The following is a 19,934-nucleotide window of genomic DNA, read 5'->3' as shown; positions in this document are numbered from 1 at the left end:
GAAGGGTGATGGGGCGTCGTAAACGGTCCGCCGCGCGGTGGGCCCGGCTGTCGGGGGAGCAGGCCGGCTCCCGGGTGCCGGCGGCTCGGGGCGCGGGGTTGCTGAGACGGGCGGTGGACCGGCCGGCCCGGTGGCGGTCGGAAGCCGCCGGGGCACGGCGCTGGGTGGTGACCGTCGGTGCCGGCTGCGCCGGGTTCCTCCTGGTGGAGGGGGTCGCCGGAGTGGTGGTCGGAGCGTTGACCGCGGCCGGTGCCCGGTGGTTCGACCGGCGTCGGCCGGCGGCCGGATCGAACGCGCCCCCGTCAGCGGGCGCGGAACTCCCCCTGGCGGCCGATCTGTTGGCTGCCTGCGTCGCGGCGGGGGCGCAGCCGGTGGTGGCGGCGCGGGCGGTCGGTGAGTCGCTGGGCGGGCCGGTCGGTTCGGCCCTGTCCCGCGGTGCCGGGGAAGTGCGTCTCGGCGCCCGACCCACCGACGCCTGGCGGGAGTTGGCCGCCCTCCCGGACGGGCGGGCGCTCGCCCTGCTGCTGGCGCGCGCGGGCGAGTCGGGTGCTCCGGCCGCCGTGCCCGTGGCGCGGTACGCCGCCGAGGTGCGGGCCCGCTGGGCCCGGGTCCAGACGGCCCGCGCCCGGCGGGCGGGCGTGCTGATCACGGCACCCGTGGGGCTGTGCTTCCTGCCCGCGTTCGTCGTCATCGGTGTGCTGCCCGTGGTCATCGGACTCGCAGGACGCCTGCTCGGCGGGGACGGAGGGTGAGCGACTGATACAGCGTCAGCACGACGGCACGGCACAGGGTTTCGAGGATCGACCAAGCACGGACGAGAGCGGCGGGGGATCGAACATGGCACGGGTGACGGGGGTCCACATGGAGCGGGTGAAAGGACGGGTCCGGCGGCTGCGCGCCGCAGGCGGCCGAGCGGTGGCCGCGGTGACGCGGAACGCGGTACGGGGACACCACCGGGAACGGGGGATCGTCACCTCGGAGTACGCGGTGGGGCTGATCGCCGCGGTGGGGTTCGCCGGGCTGTTGTACAAGGTGGTCACCGGTGACCGGGTGCGCGCCGCGCTGCACGGCCTCGTGGCGCGGGCCCTCGATGTCCAGCTCTGAGCGGACGGAACGGTCTGTGGCGGTGGGGTTCGTGCCGTGGGGGCCCGTAGCGGTGGGTCCCGTGCCCCCGGTGGGCCCCGCGCCCCCGGTGGGGTCCGCTGCGGTGGGGCCCGGCGGCTCGCGGCGGCTCCGGTGCGCTGACCAAGGGTTCGTGACGGCGGAATCGGCGGTCGTCCTGCCGGTCCTGGTGGTGTTCACGGTGGGCCTGGTGTGGGCGCTGCTCGCGGCTGCCGCACAGATCCAGTGCGTGGACGCGGCGCGGGCGGGTGCTCGGGCCGCGGCCCGACAGGACCCGGACGCCGTGGTGTTGGCCGCGGTGCACCGGGCGGCGCCGTCGGGTGCCCGGGTCACGGTGCGACGGGAGGGCGGTCTCGTCCGGGTGGAGGTCGTCGCCCCGGCGCCGGGCCCGGACGCCCTGCCCCTCCTGCGACTGCGGCACGCCGCGGTGGCGGCTGCGGAGGAGGCGGTGCGGTGAACGGTCCGTCGCAGACCCCTCAGTGCCCTCAGCGGCGACAACGGCGACAGCAGCGGCGGCCCGGTCGGCGGCGGGACGGGGCCGGATCGGGAGCCGCGGACCGGGGCGCGGCCTCGGTGTGGGCCGTCACGGGCATCGCGGTGTTGGCAACGGTGTTCGTGGCGTTGCTGGCCGTGGGCCAGGCCGTGGTGGTGCGCCACCGGGTCGCGGCTGCGGCCGACCTGGCCGTGCTCGCCGCAGCCGACCACTGGACGCGGGGCCGGGAGGCGGCCTGTGCCCGTGCGCGGACGGTCGCCGGGGCGAACGGTGCGCGGGTCGTGCGGTGCGTGCTGGACGGGGAGGTCGCCGAGGTGCGGACGGCCCTGGGGACGGGGCTGTTCGGCGCCCGGGCCCGGGCTCGGGCAGGACCTCAGGAGGCGGCGTCAGCCGGTGTTCCCGTCCGGGTCCGGGTCCTGCTGCGGGGCGTCGGCGAGGAGCGTGGTGAGCAGCCGCAGCGCACCCCGCTTGTGCAGCGGCTCGTTGCCGTTGCCGCACTTGGGCGACTGGATGCAGGACGGGCACCCGGCCGCGCACTCGCAGGCCCCGATGGCCTCCCGGGTGGCGGTGAGCCAGTCCCGGGCGGTCCGGAAGGCGCGCTCAGCGAAGCCAGCGCCGCCGGGGTGGCCGTCGTACACGAAGACGGTGGGCAGCAGGGTGTCGGCGTGCAGCGTGACGGAGACGCCACCGATGTCCCAACGGTCGCAGGTGGCGAAGAGCGGGAGCATCCCGATGGCGGCGTGCTCGGCGGCGTGCAGGGCGCCCGCGAGCTGTTCGGGGCCGATCCGGGCGGCGTCGAGCTGGTCCTCGGTGACGGTCCACCACACGGCGCGGGTCCGCAGGGTGCGCGGCGGCAGGTCCAGCTTGGTCTCGCCGAGCACCTCACCGGTGACGAGCCGGCGGCGGAGGAACGACACGACCTGGTTGGTGACCTCCACGGACCCGTAGGCGAGCCGGGCGGAGCCCCAGGGGACCTCGACGTCGGTCTCCAGGACGGACACCGACGTCACGTCACGGGCGACCGTGGAGTAGGTCGGGGCCGCCTGCTCGACGAGCGCGACGGAGTCGTCCAGGTCCAACTGCCGGACCAGGTAGGTGCGGCCCTGGTGCAGGTGCACGGCCCCCTCGTGGACGGAGGTGTGCGCGGCGGAGGCGTCGACCGTGCCGAGCAGCCGCCCGGTGTCGGCCTCCACGATCTGGACCGGTGTTCCTCCGCCGCCGCGGATGTCGGTCAGGTCGGCGGCCCGTTCGCGGCGCGTCCAGTGCCAGGCCGAGGCGCGCCGCCGCAGCAGCTTCGCCGCCTCCAGCTGGGGCAGCAGTTCGGGGGCCGCGGGGCCGAACAGGGACAGGTCCTCGTCGGTGAGCGGGATCTCGGCGGCGGCGGCACACAGGTGCGGTGCGAGGACGTACGGATTGTCGGGGTCGAGGACCGTCGACTCCACCGGCTGGTCGAAGAGGGCCTCCGGATGGTGGACGAGATACGTGTCCAGGGGGTCGTCACGGGCGACGAGGACCGCGAGGGCACCCGTACCGGAGCGTCCGGCCCGGCCCGCCTGCTGCCACAGGGACGCCCGGGTGCCGGGGTAGCCGCAGATGAGGACGGCGTCCAGGCCGGAGACGTCGATGCCGAGTTCGAGGGCGGTCGTCGCGGCGAGCCCCAGCAACTCGCCCGAGTGCAGCGCGCGTTCCAGGGCCCGGCGTTCCTCGGGGAGGTAGCCGCCCCGGTAGGCGGCGACCCGGCGGGCCAACGAACGGTCGACCTCGGCGAGCCGGTCCTGGGCGATCACGGAGATCAGTTCGGAGCCGCGTCGGGACCGGACGAACGCGACGGTGCGCACCCCGTCGCGGACCAGGTCGGTCAGCAGGTCGGCGGTCTCCGCGGTGGCCGTGCGGCGCACCGGAGCGCCCTTCTCCCCGTGCAGTTCGGTCAGCGGCGGCTCCCACAGGGCGAACACCACCGCGCCCCGCGGCGAGGCGTCGTCCGCCACTTCCCGCACCGGCACCCCCGTCAGCCGGCCCGCAGCAGCGGCCGGCTCGGCGGCGGTGGCCGAGGCCAGCAGGAACACCGGTTCGGACCCGTAGCGGGCGCACAGCCGGCGCAGTCGGCGCAGCACCTGGGCGACGTGCGAGCCGAAGACGCCGCGGTAGGTGTGGCACTCGTCGATCACCACGTACCGCAGGGCCCGCAGGAACGACGACCAGCGCGGGTGCGAGGGGAGGATGCCGCGGTGCAGCATGTCCGGATTGGTGAGGACGTAGTTGCCGTACTGGCGTATCCACTCGCGTTCCTCGAACGGGGTGTCGCCGTCGTAGACCGCGGGGCGCACCGCCTTGCCCAGCGGAGCGGCCAGATCCCGTACGGAACGGTGCTGGTCGGCCGCGAGCGCCTTCGTCGGGGCCAGGTACAGGGCCGTGGCCCCCCGGCCGTTCGGCGCCTCGGAGCCGTCCAGCAGCGCGGACAGGATGGGGACGAGGTACGCCAGCGACTTGCCGGAGGCCGTCCCGGTGGCGACCACGACCGACTCGCCGGCCAGGGCGTGCTCCGCGGCGGTCGCCTGGTGGGCCCAGGGGCGGTCGACGCCCGCGGTGTGCAGCGCAGCGGTGATCTCCGGCCGAATCCCCTCGGGCCACTCGGCATGACGGCCCGCACGCGGGGGCAAGTGCTCCGTATGAGTGATGCGGGTGGCTCTCCCTTGCCGCGCGGCGAGACGGCCGAGGACGACGTCAGGGGCGTCACCGGCATCTGCCCCCGGTCCGGAAGGGCGAGGAAGATTAGTCAAATCGGCCATTGGCACCGAGTGTGTCACTGGTCTGGTGGACAATCACTGTTAGGCGCCCCCAGGGCTCCTACGGCTTTGGTTGTCCCCGTCGTCTCGGGGGCGCTCCATGATTGAATGCCCACGCGGCTGGCGATCCGTCCCGGGGGTTCAAGCCGAGGTGTCCCTAGGGGCGACCGCTCGATAGCAAGGTGCTGGAGGATCCGTGGACCTGTCCCTGTCGACCCGTACCGTCGGCGATCGTACGGTCGTCGAGGTCGGTGGCGAAATCGATGTATATACCGCGCCCAAGCTGCGGGAGCAGCTGGTCGAGCTGGTGAACGACGGCAGCTTCCACCTCGTCGTGGACATGGAGGGCGTCGACTTCCTCGACTCCACCGGACTCGGCGTGTTGGTGGGCGGCCTGAAGAGGGTGCGGGCCCATGAGGGCTCGCTGCGCCTGGTGTGCAACCAGGAGCGCATCCTCAAGATCTTCCGCATCACCGGTTTGACCAAGGTGTTCCCGATCCACACCTCGGTCGAGGAAGCCGTCGCGGCGACCGACTGATACCGATCGATCTAGCTCCCGGGCCCGTCCCGGGAGGCAGCACGACCCTGGGGGACCGGGCCCCGGGCCCGGTCCCCCGCACAGCACGCCGGCCCGTCCGAGGGGGACGTATGACAACCGTCGAACTCCGCTTCAGCGCACTCCCCGAGCACGTGCGGACCGCCCGTCTCGTCGCGGCGGCCGTGGCCCGTCGGGCCGGGGTCGAGGAGGCCGTGCTCGACGAGGTGCGGTTGGCGGTCGGCGAGGCGTGCACCCGCGCGGTCGGTCTGCACCAGAGTGCGGGGATCGACGCGCCGGTCCAGGTGCGCCTGATCGAGGAGGAGAAGCAGTTCTCGATCGAGGTGGAGGACGAAGCGCCCCGTTCCGGTCCGGACGCCGTCATCTCCGGTGAGAGCGCCGAGAGCGAGGACGAGATGGGCCTCGCGGTGATCAGCGGTCTGGTGGACGAGGTCGAGGTCACCGCCGGTGAGTCCGGTGGCTCCATCCGCATGACCTGGCCCAAGCCGGGACACTGACCTCCTGCCCGCCGGACGGGGCCTTCCCGCGGCGGCGCACACCCTCCCCTGCGCAGCGTTCCTGCTGCCGTACGGCCACCGTGACACCGAGCCGCGCCTCGGGCCCCACGCACACGCCCCGGCCCCACGGCTCGCGACCGCCTGTGCCCGAACAAGGCCCCCTGCCCGCGAGTGACTGCGGCGCCCGAACGGCGAGCTCCGACGTCCCGGGCCGTGCCCACTCGAACGGCCCTGTCCACCCGAACGGCTGGACTCATCCGCAGGGCGGGGCTCATCCGAACGGGTGGGTCCACCCGAATGGGCGCGTCCTCGGGAAAACACCACCCGACACACACCCGGGCCCTTTCCGGTAAACCGCATCCCAGCCATTACGTTGCTCGTGCGGATGCGAAGAACAGAGAATTCCCCTCACCCGGCAGCGTCACCTGCTGTGACCGGGTCGAATCCCGCGAACCGTCGACAGCTTGAGCTACGTCCCAGCCTCAAGGAGGACGAATGGCGGAGCTTTCCCGCCGGCTGGAAATCGGCCCTTCCACACCCTCCGCCGCCGCGGTCCTGACCGGTGAGAACCGTCTGATCGTCGTGGCCATCGCGGCCGTGGCACTGGCTGCGCTGCTGGTGGCGGCGGTCCTGGCGCGCCAGGTCCTCGCGGCGGACCAGGGCACCGACCGCATGAAGAAGATCGCCGCTGCCGTGCAGGAAGGCGCGAACGCCTATCTGGCCCGCCAAATGCGCACACTCGCCTTCTTCGCGGTGGTGGTGTTCTTCCTGCTGCTCCTGCTTCCCGCGGACGACTGGAATCAGCGGGCCGGCCGTTCGGTCTTCTTCCTGGTCGGCGCGGTGTTCTCGGCGACCACCGGATATGCGGGAATGCGACTCGCCGTCCGCAGCAATGTGCGGGTGGCCGCGGCGGCCCGCACGGCCACTTCGGAAAAGGCCGAGCCGGAAAGGGACCGCAGCGTCGTCGCGCACCGGGCGATGCGGATCGCGTTCCGCACCGGCGGGTTCGTCGGCATGTTCACGGTGGGGCTCGGTCTGCTCGGCGCCTGCTGCGTGGTGCTGGTGTACGCGGCGGACGCCCCCAAGGTGCTGGAGGGCTTCGGCCTGGGCGCCGCCCTCATCGCCATGTTCATGAGGGTGGGCGGCGGGATCTTCACCAAGGCCGCGGACGTCGGGGCCGATCTGGTCGGCAAGGTCGAACAGGGCATCCCGGAGGACGACCCCCGCAACGCCGCGACCATCGCCGACAACGTGGGCGACAACGTGGGGGACTGCGCGGGCATGGCCGCCGACCTCTTCGAGTCGTACGCGGTGACCCTCGTCGCCGCACTGATCCTCGGCGAAGCGGCCTTCGGCGACGCCGGCCTGGCGTTCCCGCTGATCGTGCCGGCGATCGGGGTGGTCACCGCGATGATCGGGATCTTCGCGGTGGTTCCGCGCCGCAAGGACCGCAGCGGTCTGACGGCGATCAACCGGGGCTTCTTCGTCTCCGCGACCCTCTCCCTGCTGCTCGTCGCCGTGGCGGTGGCCGCGTACCTGCCGTCCTCGTACGCGGACCTCGAAGGCGTCACGGACGCCGCCGTCCGGGGCCACGACGGTGACCCGCGGGTCCTCGCCCTCACCGCCGTCGCGATCGGCATCGTGCTGGCCGCGCTGATCCAGCAACTCACCGGCCACTTCACGGAAACCGGCCGTCGCCCCGTCCGGGACGTCGCCGGGGCCTCGCGCACCGGTCCGGCCACCGTGGTCCTGGCCGGGGTCGCCCTGGGCCTGGAGTCGGCCGTGTACACCGCACTGCTCATCGGCCTCACGGTGTACGGGGCGTTCCTGCTCGGCGGCGCGTCCATCACGTTGGCGCTGTTCGCGGTGGCGCTCGCCGGCACCGGGTTGTTGACCACGGTCGGCGTCATCGTCGCGATGGACACCTTCGGGCCGGTCACGGACAACGCGCAGGGCATCGCCGAGATGTCCGGGGACGTCCAGGGCGAGGGCGCCCGGGTGCTCACCGAACTCGACGCCGTCGGCAACACCACCAAGGCGATCACCAAGGGCATCGCCATCGCCACGGCGGTCCTCGCGGCGGCGGCCCTCTTCGGCTCCTACCGGGACGCCATTGCCACGGCGGCGGCGGACGTGGGCGAACGGGTCGGTCCCGGTGGCCCGTTGGACCTGGTGATGGACGTCTCCCAGCCCAACAACCTGGTCGGGCTGATCGCCGGGGCGGCCGTGGTGTTCCTGTTCGCGGGGCTCGCGATCAGCGCGGTGTCCCGGTCGGCGGGCGCCGTGGTCCAGGAGGTGCGGCGGCAGTTCCGGGAGCGGCCCGGGATCATGGACCACACCGAACGGCCCGAGTACGGGCGGGTGGTCGACATCTGCACCAGGGACGCACTGCGCGAGTTGGCGACCCCGGGGCTGCTGGCGGTCCTGGCCCCCGTGGTGATCGGCTTCACCCTCGGGGTGGGGCCGCTCGGCGCGTTCCTCGCGGGGGCGATCGGGACGGGCACCCTGATGGCGGTGTTCCTCGCCAACTCCGGTGGCGCGTGGGACAACGCCAAGAAACTCGTCGAGGACGGCGCGCACGGCGGCAAGGGGAGCGCGGCACACGCGGCGACGGTGATCGGTGACACGGTCGGCGACCCCTTCAAGGACACCGCGGGGCCGGCGATCAACCCGCTGCTCAAGGTGATGAACCTGGTGGCGCTGCTCATCGCGCCCGCCGTCGTCGCCTTCAGCTACGGCAAGGACGCCAACCCGGCCGTCCGCGCCCTGACCGCGGCCCTCGCCCTCGCGGTGATCGGCACGGCCGTCGGGATCTCCCATCGGCGGGGCACCGCGCTGGACGGCGACGGAGGGCGCGGGGGAGACCGTGGGGGAGACGGGGGCGGCGACGACGGCCACCGGGGCGACGGACCGGGCGGCGGAGGCGCTCGACGGCCGGCCGCGGCGGGCGGTGCGGCGGTGGCGCCCTGACCGCGGATCGACGCGGTCGTGAATCTTCTCTCCCCCGCCCCGTACCCCTCTTGGTGCAAATGGCTTCAATAGCGGGTGCAGCGGACAGCCCGCGGGCGATCGGCCGGCGGCCGGCGTGTATGTTCCGGGGCCGAGAGGCCATGGAAGGGACCGATCCGGTGAACAAGAAGCTCGCAGTCGCACTGTCCGGCGGTGCGGTACTCGTACTGGCTCTGTCGGGATGCAGCGACGACGGCAACGAGAAGCTCGACTCCTGGGCCAAGTCGGTCTGCGACTCCGTCCAACCGCAGGCGAAGAAGATCGAGGGCGCCAACAAGGCGATCCAGGCGCAGACCGCCGACAACAGCAAGCCGGAGGACGTCAAGTCGACGGACTCCAAGGCGTTCCAGGACATGTCCGACGCGTACAAGGCGATCGGTGCGGCCGTGGACAAGGCCGGGGCGCCGCCCGTCGACGGCGGCGAGACCAAGCAGCAGAACGCCGTCAAGGAGCTGAACGCCATCTCCACGGCGTACGCGGGGCTGAAGAAGCAGGTCGACGGCTTGGACACCGAGGACCAGGGGCAGTTCGCCAGCGGCCTCGACGATGTCGCCGGCGAGCTGATCAAGCTCAGCCGCAGCGGGAACGACGCCTTGAAGAAGCTGGAGGAGGGCGAAGTGGGCGAGGCCATGCGGAAGCAGGAGAGCTGCAAGACGGCGGGCGCGTCCCCGGCCGCCGCCAGCGGCTGACCCCACCGGTCCGCCCGAGGCCGGCCCACCGAGCCACCCCGGCCGGTCCGTCACCCCCGGCCGGTCCGTCACCCCGGCGGCCTGACGGACCAGGCGGCCCGTCACCCCCGCTGGCTCGTCGACCCCGGCCGGCCCGTCGCACCAGGCGGTCGGTCGCACCCCGTTCCCGTACCCGTTCCGCGTCCGCCCGTCTCCCCGTGGAGTGCCCGTCCCCGTCCGAGGGGCCGGCGCCCACCGGGAGGCGGGCGTCGTCGTGCCCGCCCCCGCGCACCCGCCGTCCGGGGACACTCCACGAGCGGGCCGGCGGGTCGGCTCGCCGGCGGGGACCGGGCCCACCACCGGTCGGCGGGTCCGGGGCCGTCCCCGGCCGGACCGGCGGGGGACAATGGGCGGGTGACTCTCTCGCGGCTGCCCGTGCTCGACGGAACTGCTGGTTCCGACACCCCCGACACCCCCAGCGCCCCCCACGCACCTGATGTCCCAGGTGTCTCCAGCACCCCCGGTGCCCCCAGTGCCCCCGCCACCCCTAGCGCTTCCGACGCCCCGGGCGGTGTCGTGGAGGCGCTCCGGACGGCCCTGCTCGGCGCCGACTTCACCGCCGACGGCCTGTTGGAGCTGCTGGGGGCGCCCGCCTACGCGGCGCTGGCCCGCGGCGAGACCGTGCCCGCGCTGCGCGCCAGCCGCGGCGACAGCCCGCTGGAGACCCTCGTCCGGCTGTTCCTCCTGCAACAGCCGGTGTCCCGGGCCCGACTCGCGGACGTCCTGCCGGTCGCCGCCTGCGAGGCGACCGGCTGGCTCACCGAGGTCGGCGGGGACGAGTTCGCGGCGACCGTCGACGTCCGTCCGTACGGCGGACCCGAGGGCGAGGACTGGTTCATCGTCTCGGACCTCGGCTGCGCGGTCGGCGGCGCCGGCGGAGCGGTCGGCGCGGACGGCGGACCGGCCGAGGAGGGCGTGGTCCTCGGGGTGGGGGGCGCGTCCACGACCCTCGCCGGGATCACCGTGCGCACCACGGTCGGCGCCGCGCTCGACCTGGGCACCGGATCGGGCATCCAGGCGCTGCACGCCTCCCGGCACGCCACCCGGGTCACCGCCACGGACCTCAACCCGCGTGCCCTGCACGTCACCCGGCTCACCCTCGCCCTCTCCGGCGCCCCCGCGGCGGAGCTGCTGGAGGGGTCGTTGTTCGAACCGGTCGCCGACCGCGGGTACGACCTGATCGTCTCCAACCCGCCCTTCGTGATCTCGCCCGGCGCCCGACTCACCTACCGCGACGGGGGCATGAGCGGGGACGCGCTGTGCCGTGCGCTGGTCCAGCAGGCGGGCGACCGGCTGAACCCCGGCGGGTACGCGCAGGTCCTCGCCAACTGGCAGCACGTGGAGGGCGAGGAGTGGACCGAGCGGGTCCGCTCCTGGGTGCCCCGCGGCTGCGACGCGTGGATCGTGCAGCGCGAGGTGCAGGACGTCACCCAGTACGCCGAACTGTGGCTCAGGGACGCCGGCGACCACCGTACCGACCCGGTGGCGTACGCGGCCCGGTACGACGCCTGGCTCGACGAGTTCGCCGCGCTCGGGACCCGCGCGGTCGGCTTCGGCTGGATCACCCTGCGCAGGAGCGACGCGCCGCGCCCCTCGGTGACCGTGGAGGAGTGGCCGCACCCCGTGGAGCAGCCCCTCGGAGACGTCGTCCGCGCCCACTTCGCCCGCCAGGACTACCTGCGCGCACACGATGACGCCGCGCTGCTCGCCGGGCACTTCCGGCTCGCGGACGAGGTGGTGCAGGAGCAGGTCGGACTGCCCGGCGCGGAGGACCCGGAGCACGTGGTGCTGCGGCAGAACCGCGGGATGCGACGGGCCACCCGGGTCGACACCGTGGGCGCCGGGTTCGCCGGGGTGTGCGACGGCTCGATGAGCGCCGGACGCATCATCGACGCCATCGCCCAGCTCCTCGGTGAGGACCCGGTGGCGCTGCGCTCGCGGACCCCCGCCCAGATCCGGTCACTCGTCGAGCAGGGTTTCCTGGAGCCGGCCGGCGGCTGAGCACCCCCTGCCGGCGGGGGCGGTCGCCCGGACCGAGGCGGTGCGCGACGGTTCACCCCGAAGGGCGGGCGGCGTTCACCCGCGGTTCGCCGCGCCGACTTCCGTACCTGCCAGCCTCCCACCGCTGGGGACCGCGGAACGGGAGGCTCTGTGCCATGGAAAGTGCGCCGGCGATCTTCGCGGGATTGGTGTTCGCCCTGTTCGGGGCTGCGTTGTTGGTGTGGACGGGGACCCGGCTGCGACAGGGTCTGCCCGTCGCGGACGGGGTCGACCGGGCGGTGTCCGTGACGGTCGCGACCGGGGTCGGGGTGGTCGCGCTGACCCTGGCGGCCTGGTGCTTCACCCGGGTGTGAGCCGGGCCCCGCGGGTGCCGCTCGCTTCGAACGGGAACCCCCGGCAGGCCGCGTGGAGTGGCTGCGCGGGGCGGCCGAAACCCACGGGAAGATCACCCTGCGCACTGCGCCGGAAGGACCTGTCGACACTCCGGGCGGCAGGAAAGGTGGTAGTCGGGTTACCGTTCGAGTGGCCGTTGCGGGCTTTTCCCGTTTGACACGGGGGCGGGATGTACCGTCACACTCCGCAGCGTCAGCGTGTGGACATCCGTTCCGCACCTGCCACCGTGACGTAACGCAGCGTCATCGAGCGCCGACCGGAGAGAAGAGCGAAGTTGTCCCCGACCAGCGAGACCGCACAGGGCGGCCGCCGACTCGTGATCGTCGAGTCGCCTGCCAAGGCGAAGACGATCAAGGGCTACCTCGGCCCCGGCTACATCGTCGAGGCGAGCGTCGGGCACATCCGCGACCTGCCCAGCGGGGCCGCCGAGGTCCCGGAGAAGTACACGGGTGAGGTCCGCCGCCTCGGCGTGGACGTCGAACACGACTTCCAGCCCATCTACGTGGTCAACGCCGACAAGAAGGCACAGGTCAAGAAGCTCAAGGACCTGCTCAGCGAGTCCACCGAGCTCTTCCTCGCCACCGATGAGGACCGCGAGGGCGAGGCCATCGCCTGGCACCTCCAAGAGGTGCTGAAGCCGAAGATCCCCGTGCACCGCATGGTGTTCCACGAGATCACCAAGGACGCGATCCGCGATGCCGTCGCCAACCCGCGCCAGCTGAACAAGAAGCTGGTCGACGCCCAGGAGACCCGCCGCATCCTCGACCGCCTCTACGGCTACGAGGTGTCGCCCGTCCTGTGGAAGAAGGTCATGCCGCGGCTGTCGGCGGGCCGCGTCCAGTCGGTCGCCACCCGGCTCGTCGTGGAACGGGAGCGCGAGCGCATCGCGTTCCGCTCCGCCGAGTACTGGGACCTCACCGGCACCTTCGGCACCGGCCGTGCCGGGGACGCCTCGGACCCCGCCTCCCTGGTCGCCCGGCTCACCGGCGTCGACGGCAAGCGGGTCGCGCAGGGTCGCGACTTCGACTCGCTCGGGCAGCTCAAGGGCGCGAACACCCTGCACCTCGACGAGACGAACGCCCGGGCGCTCGCCGCGGCCCTGGAGCAGACGCGTTTCTCCGTCCGCTCCGTCGAGTCCAAGCCGTACCGCCGCTCCCCGTACGCCCCGTTCCGCACCACGACCCTCCAGCAGGAGGCGAGCCGCAAGCTCGGCTTCGGTGCGAAGGCCACGATGCAGGTCGCGCAGAAGCTGTACGAGAACGGCTTCATCACGTACATGCGTACGGACTCCACGACCCTCAGCGAGACGGCCGTCGCCGCCGCCCGCGCCCAGGTCACCCAGCTGTACGGGGCCGACTACCTGCCCGACAAGCCGCGCACCTACGCCGGCAAGGTCAAGAACGCCCAGGAGGCGCACGAGGCGATCCGCCCGTCGGGTGATCGTTTCCGCACCCCGGCCGCCACGGGCCTGACCGGCGACCAGTTCCGGCTCTACGAGCTCATCTGGAAGCGCACCGTCGCCTCCCAGATGAAGGACGCCGTCGGCAACTCGGTCACCGTCAAGATCGCCGGCACCGCGAGCGACGGCCGGGGCGTCGAGTTCTCCGCCTCCGGCAAGACGATCACGTTCCACGGCTTCCTCAAGGCGTACGTCGAGGGCGCCGACGACCCGAACGCCGAGCTGGACGACCGCGAGCGCAGGCTGCCGCAGGTCTCCGAGGGCGACCCGCTGTCCGCCGACGCGCTGTCCGTCGACGGGCACGCCACCAAGCCGCCCGCCCGCTACACCGAGGCCAGCCTCGTCAAGGAACTCGAAGAGCGCGAGATCGGCCGCCCGTCCACGTACGCGTCGATCATCGGCACGATCCTGGACCGCGGTTACGTCTTCAAGAAGGGCACCGCGCTCGTCCCGTCCTTCCTGTCGTTCGCCGTGGTCAACCTCCTGGAGAAGCACTTCGGGCGGCTCGTCGACTACGACTTCACCGCCAAGATGGAGGACGACCTCGACCGCATCGCCAGCGGTGAGGCACAGGCCGTGCCGTGGCTGCGACGGTTCTACTTCGGTGAGGGCCCTGCTCCGGTCGGGGACACCGGCCGCGCCGCCGAAGCGGGCAACGGCGACGGGGACCACCTCGGCGGCCTCAAGGAACTCGTCACCGACCTGGGCGCCATCGACGCCCGCGAGGTGTCGTCCTTCCCGGTCGGCGACGGCATCGTGCTGCGCGTGGGCCGCTACGGTCCCTACGTCGAGCGCGGGGAGCGGGACGCCGAGGGCCACCAGCGGGCGGACGTCCCCGAGGACCTCGCACCCGACGAGCTGACCGTCGCCTACGCGGAGGAACTGCTCGCCAAGCCCAGCGGTGACTTCGAACTGGGCACCGACCCGATCAGCGGCCACCCGATCGTCGCCAAGGACGGCCGGTACGGTCCGTACGTCACCGAGGTGCTGCCCGAGGGCACCCCGAAGACCGGCAAGAACGCCGTCAAGCCGCGCACCGCGTCCCTCTTCAAGACGATGTCCCTGGACACCGTCACCCTCCAGGACGCGCTCAAGCTCATGTCGCTGCCCAGGGTCGTCGGGACGGACGCCGAGGGCGTCGAGATCACCGCGCAGAACGGCCGCTACGGGCCCTACCTCAAGAAGGGCACCGACTCGCGGTCGCTCACCGCCGAGGATCAGCTCTTCACCATCACCCTGGACGAGGCGCTCGCGATCTACGCGCAGCCCAAGCAGCGCGGTCGCGCCGCGGCGAAGCCGCCCCTCAAGGAACTCGGCGAGGACCCCGTCAGCGGCCAGCCCGTGGTGGTGAAGGACGGCCGCTTCGGCGCGTACGTCACCGACGGGGAGACCAACGCGACGCTGCGGGCCGCGGACAGCGTCGAGGAGATCACCCCGGAGCGGGGCTACGAACTCCTCGCCGAGAAGCGGGCCAAGGCACCCGCCAAGAAGACGGCGAAGAAGGCCGCCAAGAAGGCGCCCGCGAAGAAGACGGCGGCCAAGAAGACCGCCGCCACGGCCGCGACGGCCAAGAAGGCCGCCGCCAAGAAGACCGCCGCTCCGGCCAAGAAGGCGGCAGCGAAGAAGACGGTGAAGAAGGCCACAGCGAAGGCCACCGCCACGGCCACGGCGAAGGCCCCGGAGGCCGCCCCCGAGGGCTGACCCGCTCCGCAGGTCGTCCGTCGTACGGCGCCCCACCGCGCCGTACGACGTACGCGGCGCCGCCCGCCCGACCCGGTGGGCGGCCCCGCGGACCACCCGGCCGGGTTCCGTCCGGAACCCGGTGTCAGCAAGGGCCGATAGGCTGTCAGGATGACCCGAGCCGAGCAGCCAACGGCCGGGAATCCGGCCCCCGACACCGCCCTGGTCGCCGATTCCCGAGAGCGTGCCATCCGCGCCCTGTTGCGGAACGCCCCCCTCAAGCGCCTCTGGGGCGCCCAGCTCATCGGGGGTGTCGGCGACGCCCTCGCCCTGCTCGTCCTGGTGCTGCTGACCCTGCGGGCAGCGGTGTCCGAGGCCTCCTTCGGCGGCGACTACCGGGGCGCCGCACTGGCCGTCGCGGCCGTCCTCGGCGTCCGCCTGTTCGCGACGCTGCTGACCGGCGCGGTCCTGCTCGGCCCGCTCACCTCGCTCACCTCACCCGGCGGACTGCTGGACCGCCGCTGGACCATGATCACCGCCGACGGGCTGCGCGTCGCCCTGCTGGTCGTGGCCCCCCTGTGGCTCGACTGGACCCCCGGCAACGCCGTCACGCTGCTCCTGGTCACCACCTTCGTCACCGGCGTCGCCGAACGCTTCTGGGCGGTCTGCCGGGAGAGCGCGGCCCCCGCCCTGCTGCCCGCGCCCCCGCCGGAGGGCACCGCCGTCCGACCGCTGCCCGACCACCTCGGAGCGCTGCGGAGCCTGTCCCTGCGCACCGGCTTCGCCGCCGTGCCGCTCGCCGCCGCCGCGCTCGTCGTGGTCACCCTGGTGGGCAACCTGCTCGGTGCGGGCATCGACTGGTTCGGCGCCCACCAGGCGGCCCTCGCCTCGTACGCCGCCGCCGGACTGTTCGCCGCCTCGCTGTCCGTCGTCTGGTTCCTCAGCTTCCCCGCCACCCCGACCCCCCGCGCGCGCTCGCCGCTCGAAGGGCTGCGCCGGCCGCGTACCGGCACCGGCCCCGACCAGGGCCGCACCGGGGCGATCACCCTGCTGGTCCTGGCCTGCGCGGCCGTCGCCGCAGCGGTCGCCGCCGCGGTCGGCGTCGCCGTGCTGCACGCCGCCGACCTCGGGGGCGGGCCCGTCCTGTACGGCCTGCTGGTACTCGCCCTGACCGGGGGCACCGCCCTCGGCATCCGGGTCGGCCACGCCGTGCTGCCCTCGCTGTCCCGGCGCCGACTGTTCGCCCTGGCCATCGCCGTCACCGGCGTCGCCCTGCTCGCGGCGGGCCTCGTCCCGGACGTGACGACGGTCCTGCTGATCATGGCCCTCACCGGCACCGCCGCCGGGGTCGCCGCCCACACCGGGCACGGCCTGATCGACCTGGAGACCGAGGAGTACCGCCGCGCCCGCACCACCGACCACCTGCACGCCGTGGTGCGCGTCTTCGTGGCCCTGGGCGCGGTGACGGCCCCGGTCCTGGCCGGACTGATCGGACCGCACCGCCTGGAGAACGGCAAGTTCGTCTTCGACCACGGCGGCGCGGGCTTCACGCTCATGCTCGTCGGCGCCCTGCTGCTGCCCGTCGCGGCCCTCGTCCTGGCCCGTGCCGACGACCGCTCGGGCGTACCGCTGCGCCAGGACCTGCTGGACGCGCTGCGCGGCTCGGACCCCGCACAGGCACCGGCCGAGACCGGCTACTTCATCGCCCTGGAGGGCGGCGACGGCGCCGGCAAGTCCACCCAGGCCGAAGCGCTCGCCGAGTGGATCCGCGGCAAGGGCCACGAGGTCGTCGTCACCCGCGAACCGGGCGCCACCCCGGTCGGCAAGCGACTGCGGTCGATCCTGCTGGACGTCTCCGACGCCGGACTGTCCCACCGCGCCGAGGCCCTGCTGTACGCGGCCGACCGGGCGGAACACGTCGACACGGTGGTCCGGCCCGCGCTCTCCCGGGGCGCCGTGGTGATCTCCGACCGGTACATCGACTCCTCCGTCGCCTACCAGGGCGCCGGCCGCGACCTGTCGCCCACCGAGGTCGCCCGGATCTCCCGCTGGGCCACCGACGGGCTCGTCCCGCACCTCACCGTCCTGCTGGACGTCGACCCCGAGGCCGCCCGTGAGCGCTTCACCGAGGCGCCGGACCGGCTGGAGTCGGAACCCCTGGAGTTCCACGCCCGGGTGCGCGCCGGCTTCCTGACCCTGGCCGCCGCCGCGCCCGGCCGCTACCTGGTGGTCGACGCGGGGCAGGAGCCGGAGACCGTCACCACGGTGATCCGCAACCGGCTCGACGTGCTGCTGCCGCTCTCCGAGGCCGAGATCAAGGCCCAGGAGGAGGCGCGCAAGGCCGCCGAGGAGGAGGCCCGCCGCCAGGCCGAGGAGGAGGCCGCGCGCAAGGCCGAGGAGGAGCGGCTGGAGCGCGAGCGGCAGGAACAGCTCGCCAAGCTGCGCGCCGAGGAGGAGGAGCGCAAGCGCCGCGAGCTGGAGGAGGCGCAGCGCCGCGAGGCCGAACGCCAGGCCGAGGAGGCCCGCCGCAAGGCGGAGGAGGCCCGTCGCCGCGAGGAGGAGGAGCGGCAGCGGGCCGAGGAGGCGGAGCGCAAGCGGCTCGCCGAGGAACGCGTGCGCGCCGAGGAGGAGGAGCGCAAGCGTCGTCAGGCCGAGGAGGAGGCCCGGCTCCAGGCGGAGGCGGAGGCCCGCCGGCTGGAACGGCAGCGCAAGGCGGAAGAGGCGCTGCTGAAGGCCGAGGAGGCGCGGCGGGCCGCCGCGGCGGCGGAAGCGGCGGAAGCCGCGCGGCGGGCCGCTGAGGCCCGCAAGGCGGAGGACGCCCGTCGGGCGGAAGAGGCCCGGCTGGCCGAGGAGGCCCGCAAGGTCGAGGAAGCGCGGCTGGCCGAGGAAGCCCGGTTGGCGGAAGAGGCGCGCCAGGCGGAGGAATCGCGTAAGGCCGACGCGGTGCGCAAGGCGAACGCGGCTCGTAAGGCCGACGAGGTGCGCAAGGCGGATGCGGCGCGGCGCGCGGCTCAATCCCGTGCGGCTGTCGAGGCCGAGCGGGCGGAAGGGGCCCCCGCGCCCGAGGAGCCGCGCCGGCCGGTGGACCCCCGGCTCGGTTCGCCGGACGCCGAGGTGACCGTACCGACCCCCGTCGTGGCGGAGCCCGGCGCGCGTCCGGCCGGAGCGGACGACGACACGGCGACGCTGCCCCGCGTCCCGCCCGGCGCGGCGGACGAGACGGCGGTCCTGCCGCCCGTCCGGCCGGACGGCTCCGAGGAGGACACCGCGGTGCTGCCGCAGGTGACCGAGGAACAGGCGGCCCGGCGCTCGACGCACCGCGTACCGCCCGGCTACTTCCGCGACGAGTTCCGTGACGCGCGCACCGACCGCCCCGCTGCGTCGCCCGAAGCCGGGAAGCCGGTCGGGGGCGGTGCCGGGGGCGGTGCCGGCGCCGGGGGCCTCCTGGGGCCCAACGACCGCACGGCCGAGCTGCCGCAGCTGGACGAGCAGGGCGTGCCCCGGCGGCGACCGCGGCCGGACTGGGCGGAGGAGACCCCGCTCGACGACCTCCCGAGCCTCGCGGACGAACTGCTCGGCCCGCGCGACGACCGGGACGCCCGCGACGGCCGGAACCGCTTCGGCCACGACCCGCGGGAGGGCCACGACGGCCGGGGCGGTCGATGACCCCTGGACGTCCGGGGCGGCCGGGGCTGTCGGTGGCGTCGTCCACAATGGAGCGCGCAGACGTACGTCACGCGTACGCGGGAGACACGAAGGCGGCAGCCCCTTGACCGTGTGGGACGACTTGGTGGGCCAGGAGCGGGTGAGCGGACAGCTCGCCGGCGCCGCCCGGGACGCCGACGCACTCGTGACGGCGGCGCAGGGCGGCACCCCCGGCGACGGCACCACTGCGGGCACCGCCTCCGAGGGCTCCCGGATGACGCACGCCTGGCTGTTCACCGGCCCGCCCGGGTCCGGCAGGGCGACGGCCGCCCGGGCGTTCGCCGCCGCGCTCCAGTGCGTCAGCCCGGACCGGGCCCTCGGCGGCGCCCCCGGCTGCGGCTTCTGCGACGGCTGCCACACCACCCTGGTCGGGACGCACGCGGACGTGGAGATCATCCGCACGGACCTGCTGTCGATCGGGGTGAAGGAGACCAGGGAACTGGTCCGCAGGGCCCAGCTCTCGCCGGCAGTGGGCCGCTGGCAGGTCATCGTCCTGGAGGACGCCGACCGGTTGACCGAGGGCGCCGGGAACGTCCTGCTGAAGGCGGTGGAGGAACCCGCGCCCCGCACGGTCTGGCTGCTCTGCGCCCCTTCCCTGGAGGACGTGCTCCCGACCATCCGGTCCCGGTGCCGCCACCTCACCCTGCGCACCCCGCCGGTGGACGCCGTGGCGGACGTCCTGGTCCGCCGCGACGGCATCGAGCCGGAAGCGGCAGCCGCCGCGGCCCGGGCCACCCAGGGACACATCGGTCGCGCCCGCCGCCTGGCCACCGACCCGCGGGCCCGGGAGCGGCGGGCCGCGGTCCTCAAGCTGCCGCTGCGGGTGGCGGACGTCGGCGGCTGTCTGCGGGCCGCGCAGGAACTGATCGACGCGGCGGCCGAGGACGCCAAGGAGATGTCCGAGGAACTCGACGTCAAGGAGACCGAGGAACTCAAGACGGCGCTCGGCGCGGCGCAGGGCGGTCGGATGCCCCGCGGCACGGCGGGCGTGATGAAGGAGTTGGAGGACCGGCAGAAGCGGCGCCGGACCCGGACCCAGCGCGACAGCCTGGACCGCGCGCTCACCGAACTGACCGGGTTCTACCGCGATGTGCTCGCGCTCCAGCTCGGCACCCGACTCGCCCTCGCGAACACCGACCGGCAGGACGCCCTGGAGCGGCTGGCCCAGGAGGGCACCGCGGAGGCGACCCTGCGCAGGATCGAGGCGATCTCGGCGTGCCGGGACGCTCTGGACAGCAACGTCGCCCCGCTGCTGGCGGTCGAGGCGATGACGATGGCCCTGCGGGCGGGATGACGAGGGCCCTGCGGGCCGGTTGACGAAGGCCGTGCGGGCCGGTTGACGTCCGGGCACCCCGCCGACCTCCCGTTCACTCGTACGAGCCGATTGACCGAAGACCCTGCGTGAGGGTTCGACCGCGGAACGTAGTCTCGGTGGATGCGTACGAGCATCATCCGTCGTGGTCCGCACCCCGTGGGGGCCCCTCCGCCTGCCCCGTCCGGCCGTG

General features: G+C 73.8%; 13 protein-coding genes and 1 pseudogene. 13 read left to right on the top strand and 1 reads right to left on the bottom strand.

The window, feature by feature from the left end; translation table 11 throughout:
- The first annotated feature begins 8 nt into the window (after positions 1-8).
- From ACFV88_RS00630 to ACFV88_RS00615, 4 genes and pseudogenes are all read left to right on the top strand, one after another.
- Complete coding sequence (locus ACFV88_RS00630; protein WP_385484322.1) at positions 9-752, top strand: type II secretion system F family protein; 744 nt, start codon at positions 9-11, stop codon at positions 750-752.
- An 85-nt stretch (positions 753-837) separates the two neighbouring features.
- Positions 838-1,104 carry a DUF4244 domain-containing protein gene (locus ACFV88_RS00625; RefSeq protein WP_385484319.1) on the top strand — a complete coding sequence of 89 codons (267 nt, stop codon included), beginning with the start codon at positions 838-840 and terminating at the stop codon, positions 1,102-1,104.
- 151 nt (positions 1,105-1,255) lie between these two features.
- The gene (locus tag ACFV88_RS00620) at positions 1,256-1,579 is read left to right on the top strand and encodes a TadE family type IV pilus minor pilin (protein WP_385484316.1); all 324 of its coding nucleotides are present in this window, start codon (positions 1,256-1,258) and stop codon (positions 1,577-1,579) included.
- A pseudogene (locus ACFV88_RS00615) lies at positions 1,576-1,977 on the top strand (Rv3654c family TadE-like protein); the annotation flags it as partial. The gene ACFV88_RS00620 and the pseudogene ACFV88_RS00615, both read left to right, overlap by 4 nt.
- Positions 1,978-2,001: 24 nt before the next feature.
- Here the strand turns inward: ACFV88_RS00615 and ACFV88_RS00610 are convergent.
- A complete protein-coding gene (locus ACFV88_RS00610) occupies positions 2,002-4,404 on the bottom strand; it encodes a DEAD/DEAH box helicase (RefSeq protein ID WP_385484313.1) in 2,403 nt (800 codons plus the stop codon).
- Between the two features lie 193 nt (positions 4,405-4,597).
- On the opposite strand from ACFV88_RS00610, the gene bldG reads away from it, so the two are divergent.
- The 9 genes from bldG to ACFV88_RS00565 all read left to right on the top strand — a co-directional run bounded on the left by bldG (position 4,598) and on the right by ACFV88_RS00565 (position 19,723).
- A complete protein-coding gene (gene bldG, locus ACFV88_RS00605; RefSeq protein ID WP_003975386.1) occupies positions 4,598-4,939 on the top strand; it encodes an anti-sigma factor antagonist BldG in 342 nt (113 codons plus the stop codon).
- A 110-nt stretch (positions 4,940-5,049) separates the two neighbouring features.
- On the top strand, positions 5,050-5,454 hold the full coding sequence (locus ACFV88_RS00600; protein WP_385484310.1) for an ATP-binding protein: 405 nt from the start codon (positions 5,050-5,052) through the stop codon (positions 5,452-5,454).
- 495 nt (positions 5,455-5,949) lie between these two features.
- Entirely contained in the window at positions 5,950-8,424 is a 2,475-nt protein-coding gene (locus ACFV88_RS00595) for a sodium-translocating pyrophosphatase (RefSeq protein WP_385484307.1), read from the top strand.
- A gap of 158 nt (positions 8,425-8,582) precedes the next feature.
- Entirely contained in the window at positions 8,583-9,152 is a 570-nt protein-coding gene (locus tag ACFV88_RS00590; protein WP_385484304.1) for a small secreted protein, read from the top strand.
- Between the two features lie 555 nt (positions 9,153-9,707).
- Positions 9,708-11,192, top strand: a complete 1,485-nt coding sequence (locus ACFV88_RS00585) for a methyltransferase (protein WP_385485160.1) — start codon at positions 9,708-9,710, stop codon at positions 11,190-11,192.
- Between the two features lie 155 nt (positions 11,193-11,347).
- Positions 11,348-11,545: a hypothetical protein gene (locus tag ACFV88_RS00580; RefSeq protein WP_385484301.1), complete on the top strand. Its 198-nt coding sequence runs from the start codon at positions 11,348-11,350 to the stop codon at positions 11,543-11,545.
- 314 nt (positions 11,546-11,859) lie between these two features.
- Positions 11,860-14,745 (top strand): type I DNA topoisomerase, encoded by a 2,886-nt coding sequence (topA, locus tag ACFV88_RS00575; RefSeq protein ID WP_385484299.1) that lies wholly within the window; start codon positions 11,860-11,862, stop codon positions 14,743-14,745.
- 150 nt (positions 14,746-14,895) lie between these two features.
- Positions 14,896-18,390, top strand: a complete 3,495-nt coding sequence (tmk, locus tag ACFV88_RS00570; RefSeq protein WP_385484296.1) for a dTMP kinase — start codon at positions 14,896-14,898, stop codon at positions 18,388-18,390.
- 103 nt (positions 18,391-18,493) lie between these two features.
- Positions 18,494-19,723: a DNA polymerase III subunit delta' gene (locus tag ACFV88_RS00565; protein ID WP_385484293.1), complete on the top strand. Its 1,230-nt coding sequence runs from the start codon at positions 18,494-18,496 to the stop codon at positions 19,721-19,723.
- The last annotated feature ends 211 nt before the right edge of the window (positions 19,724-19,934 follow it).

Source organism: Streptomyces sp. NPDC059816 (genome assembly GCF_042732055.1).
Classification (GTDB): Bacteria; Actinomycetota; Actinomycetes; order Streptomycetales; family Streptomycetaceae; genus Streptomyces.
This window is presented reverse-complemented; position numbering and strand designations above follow the sequence as displayed.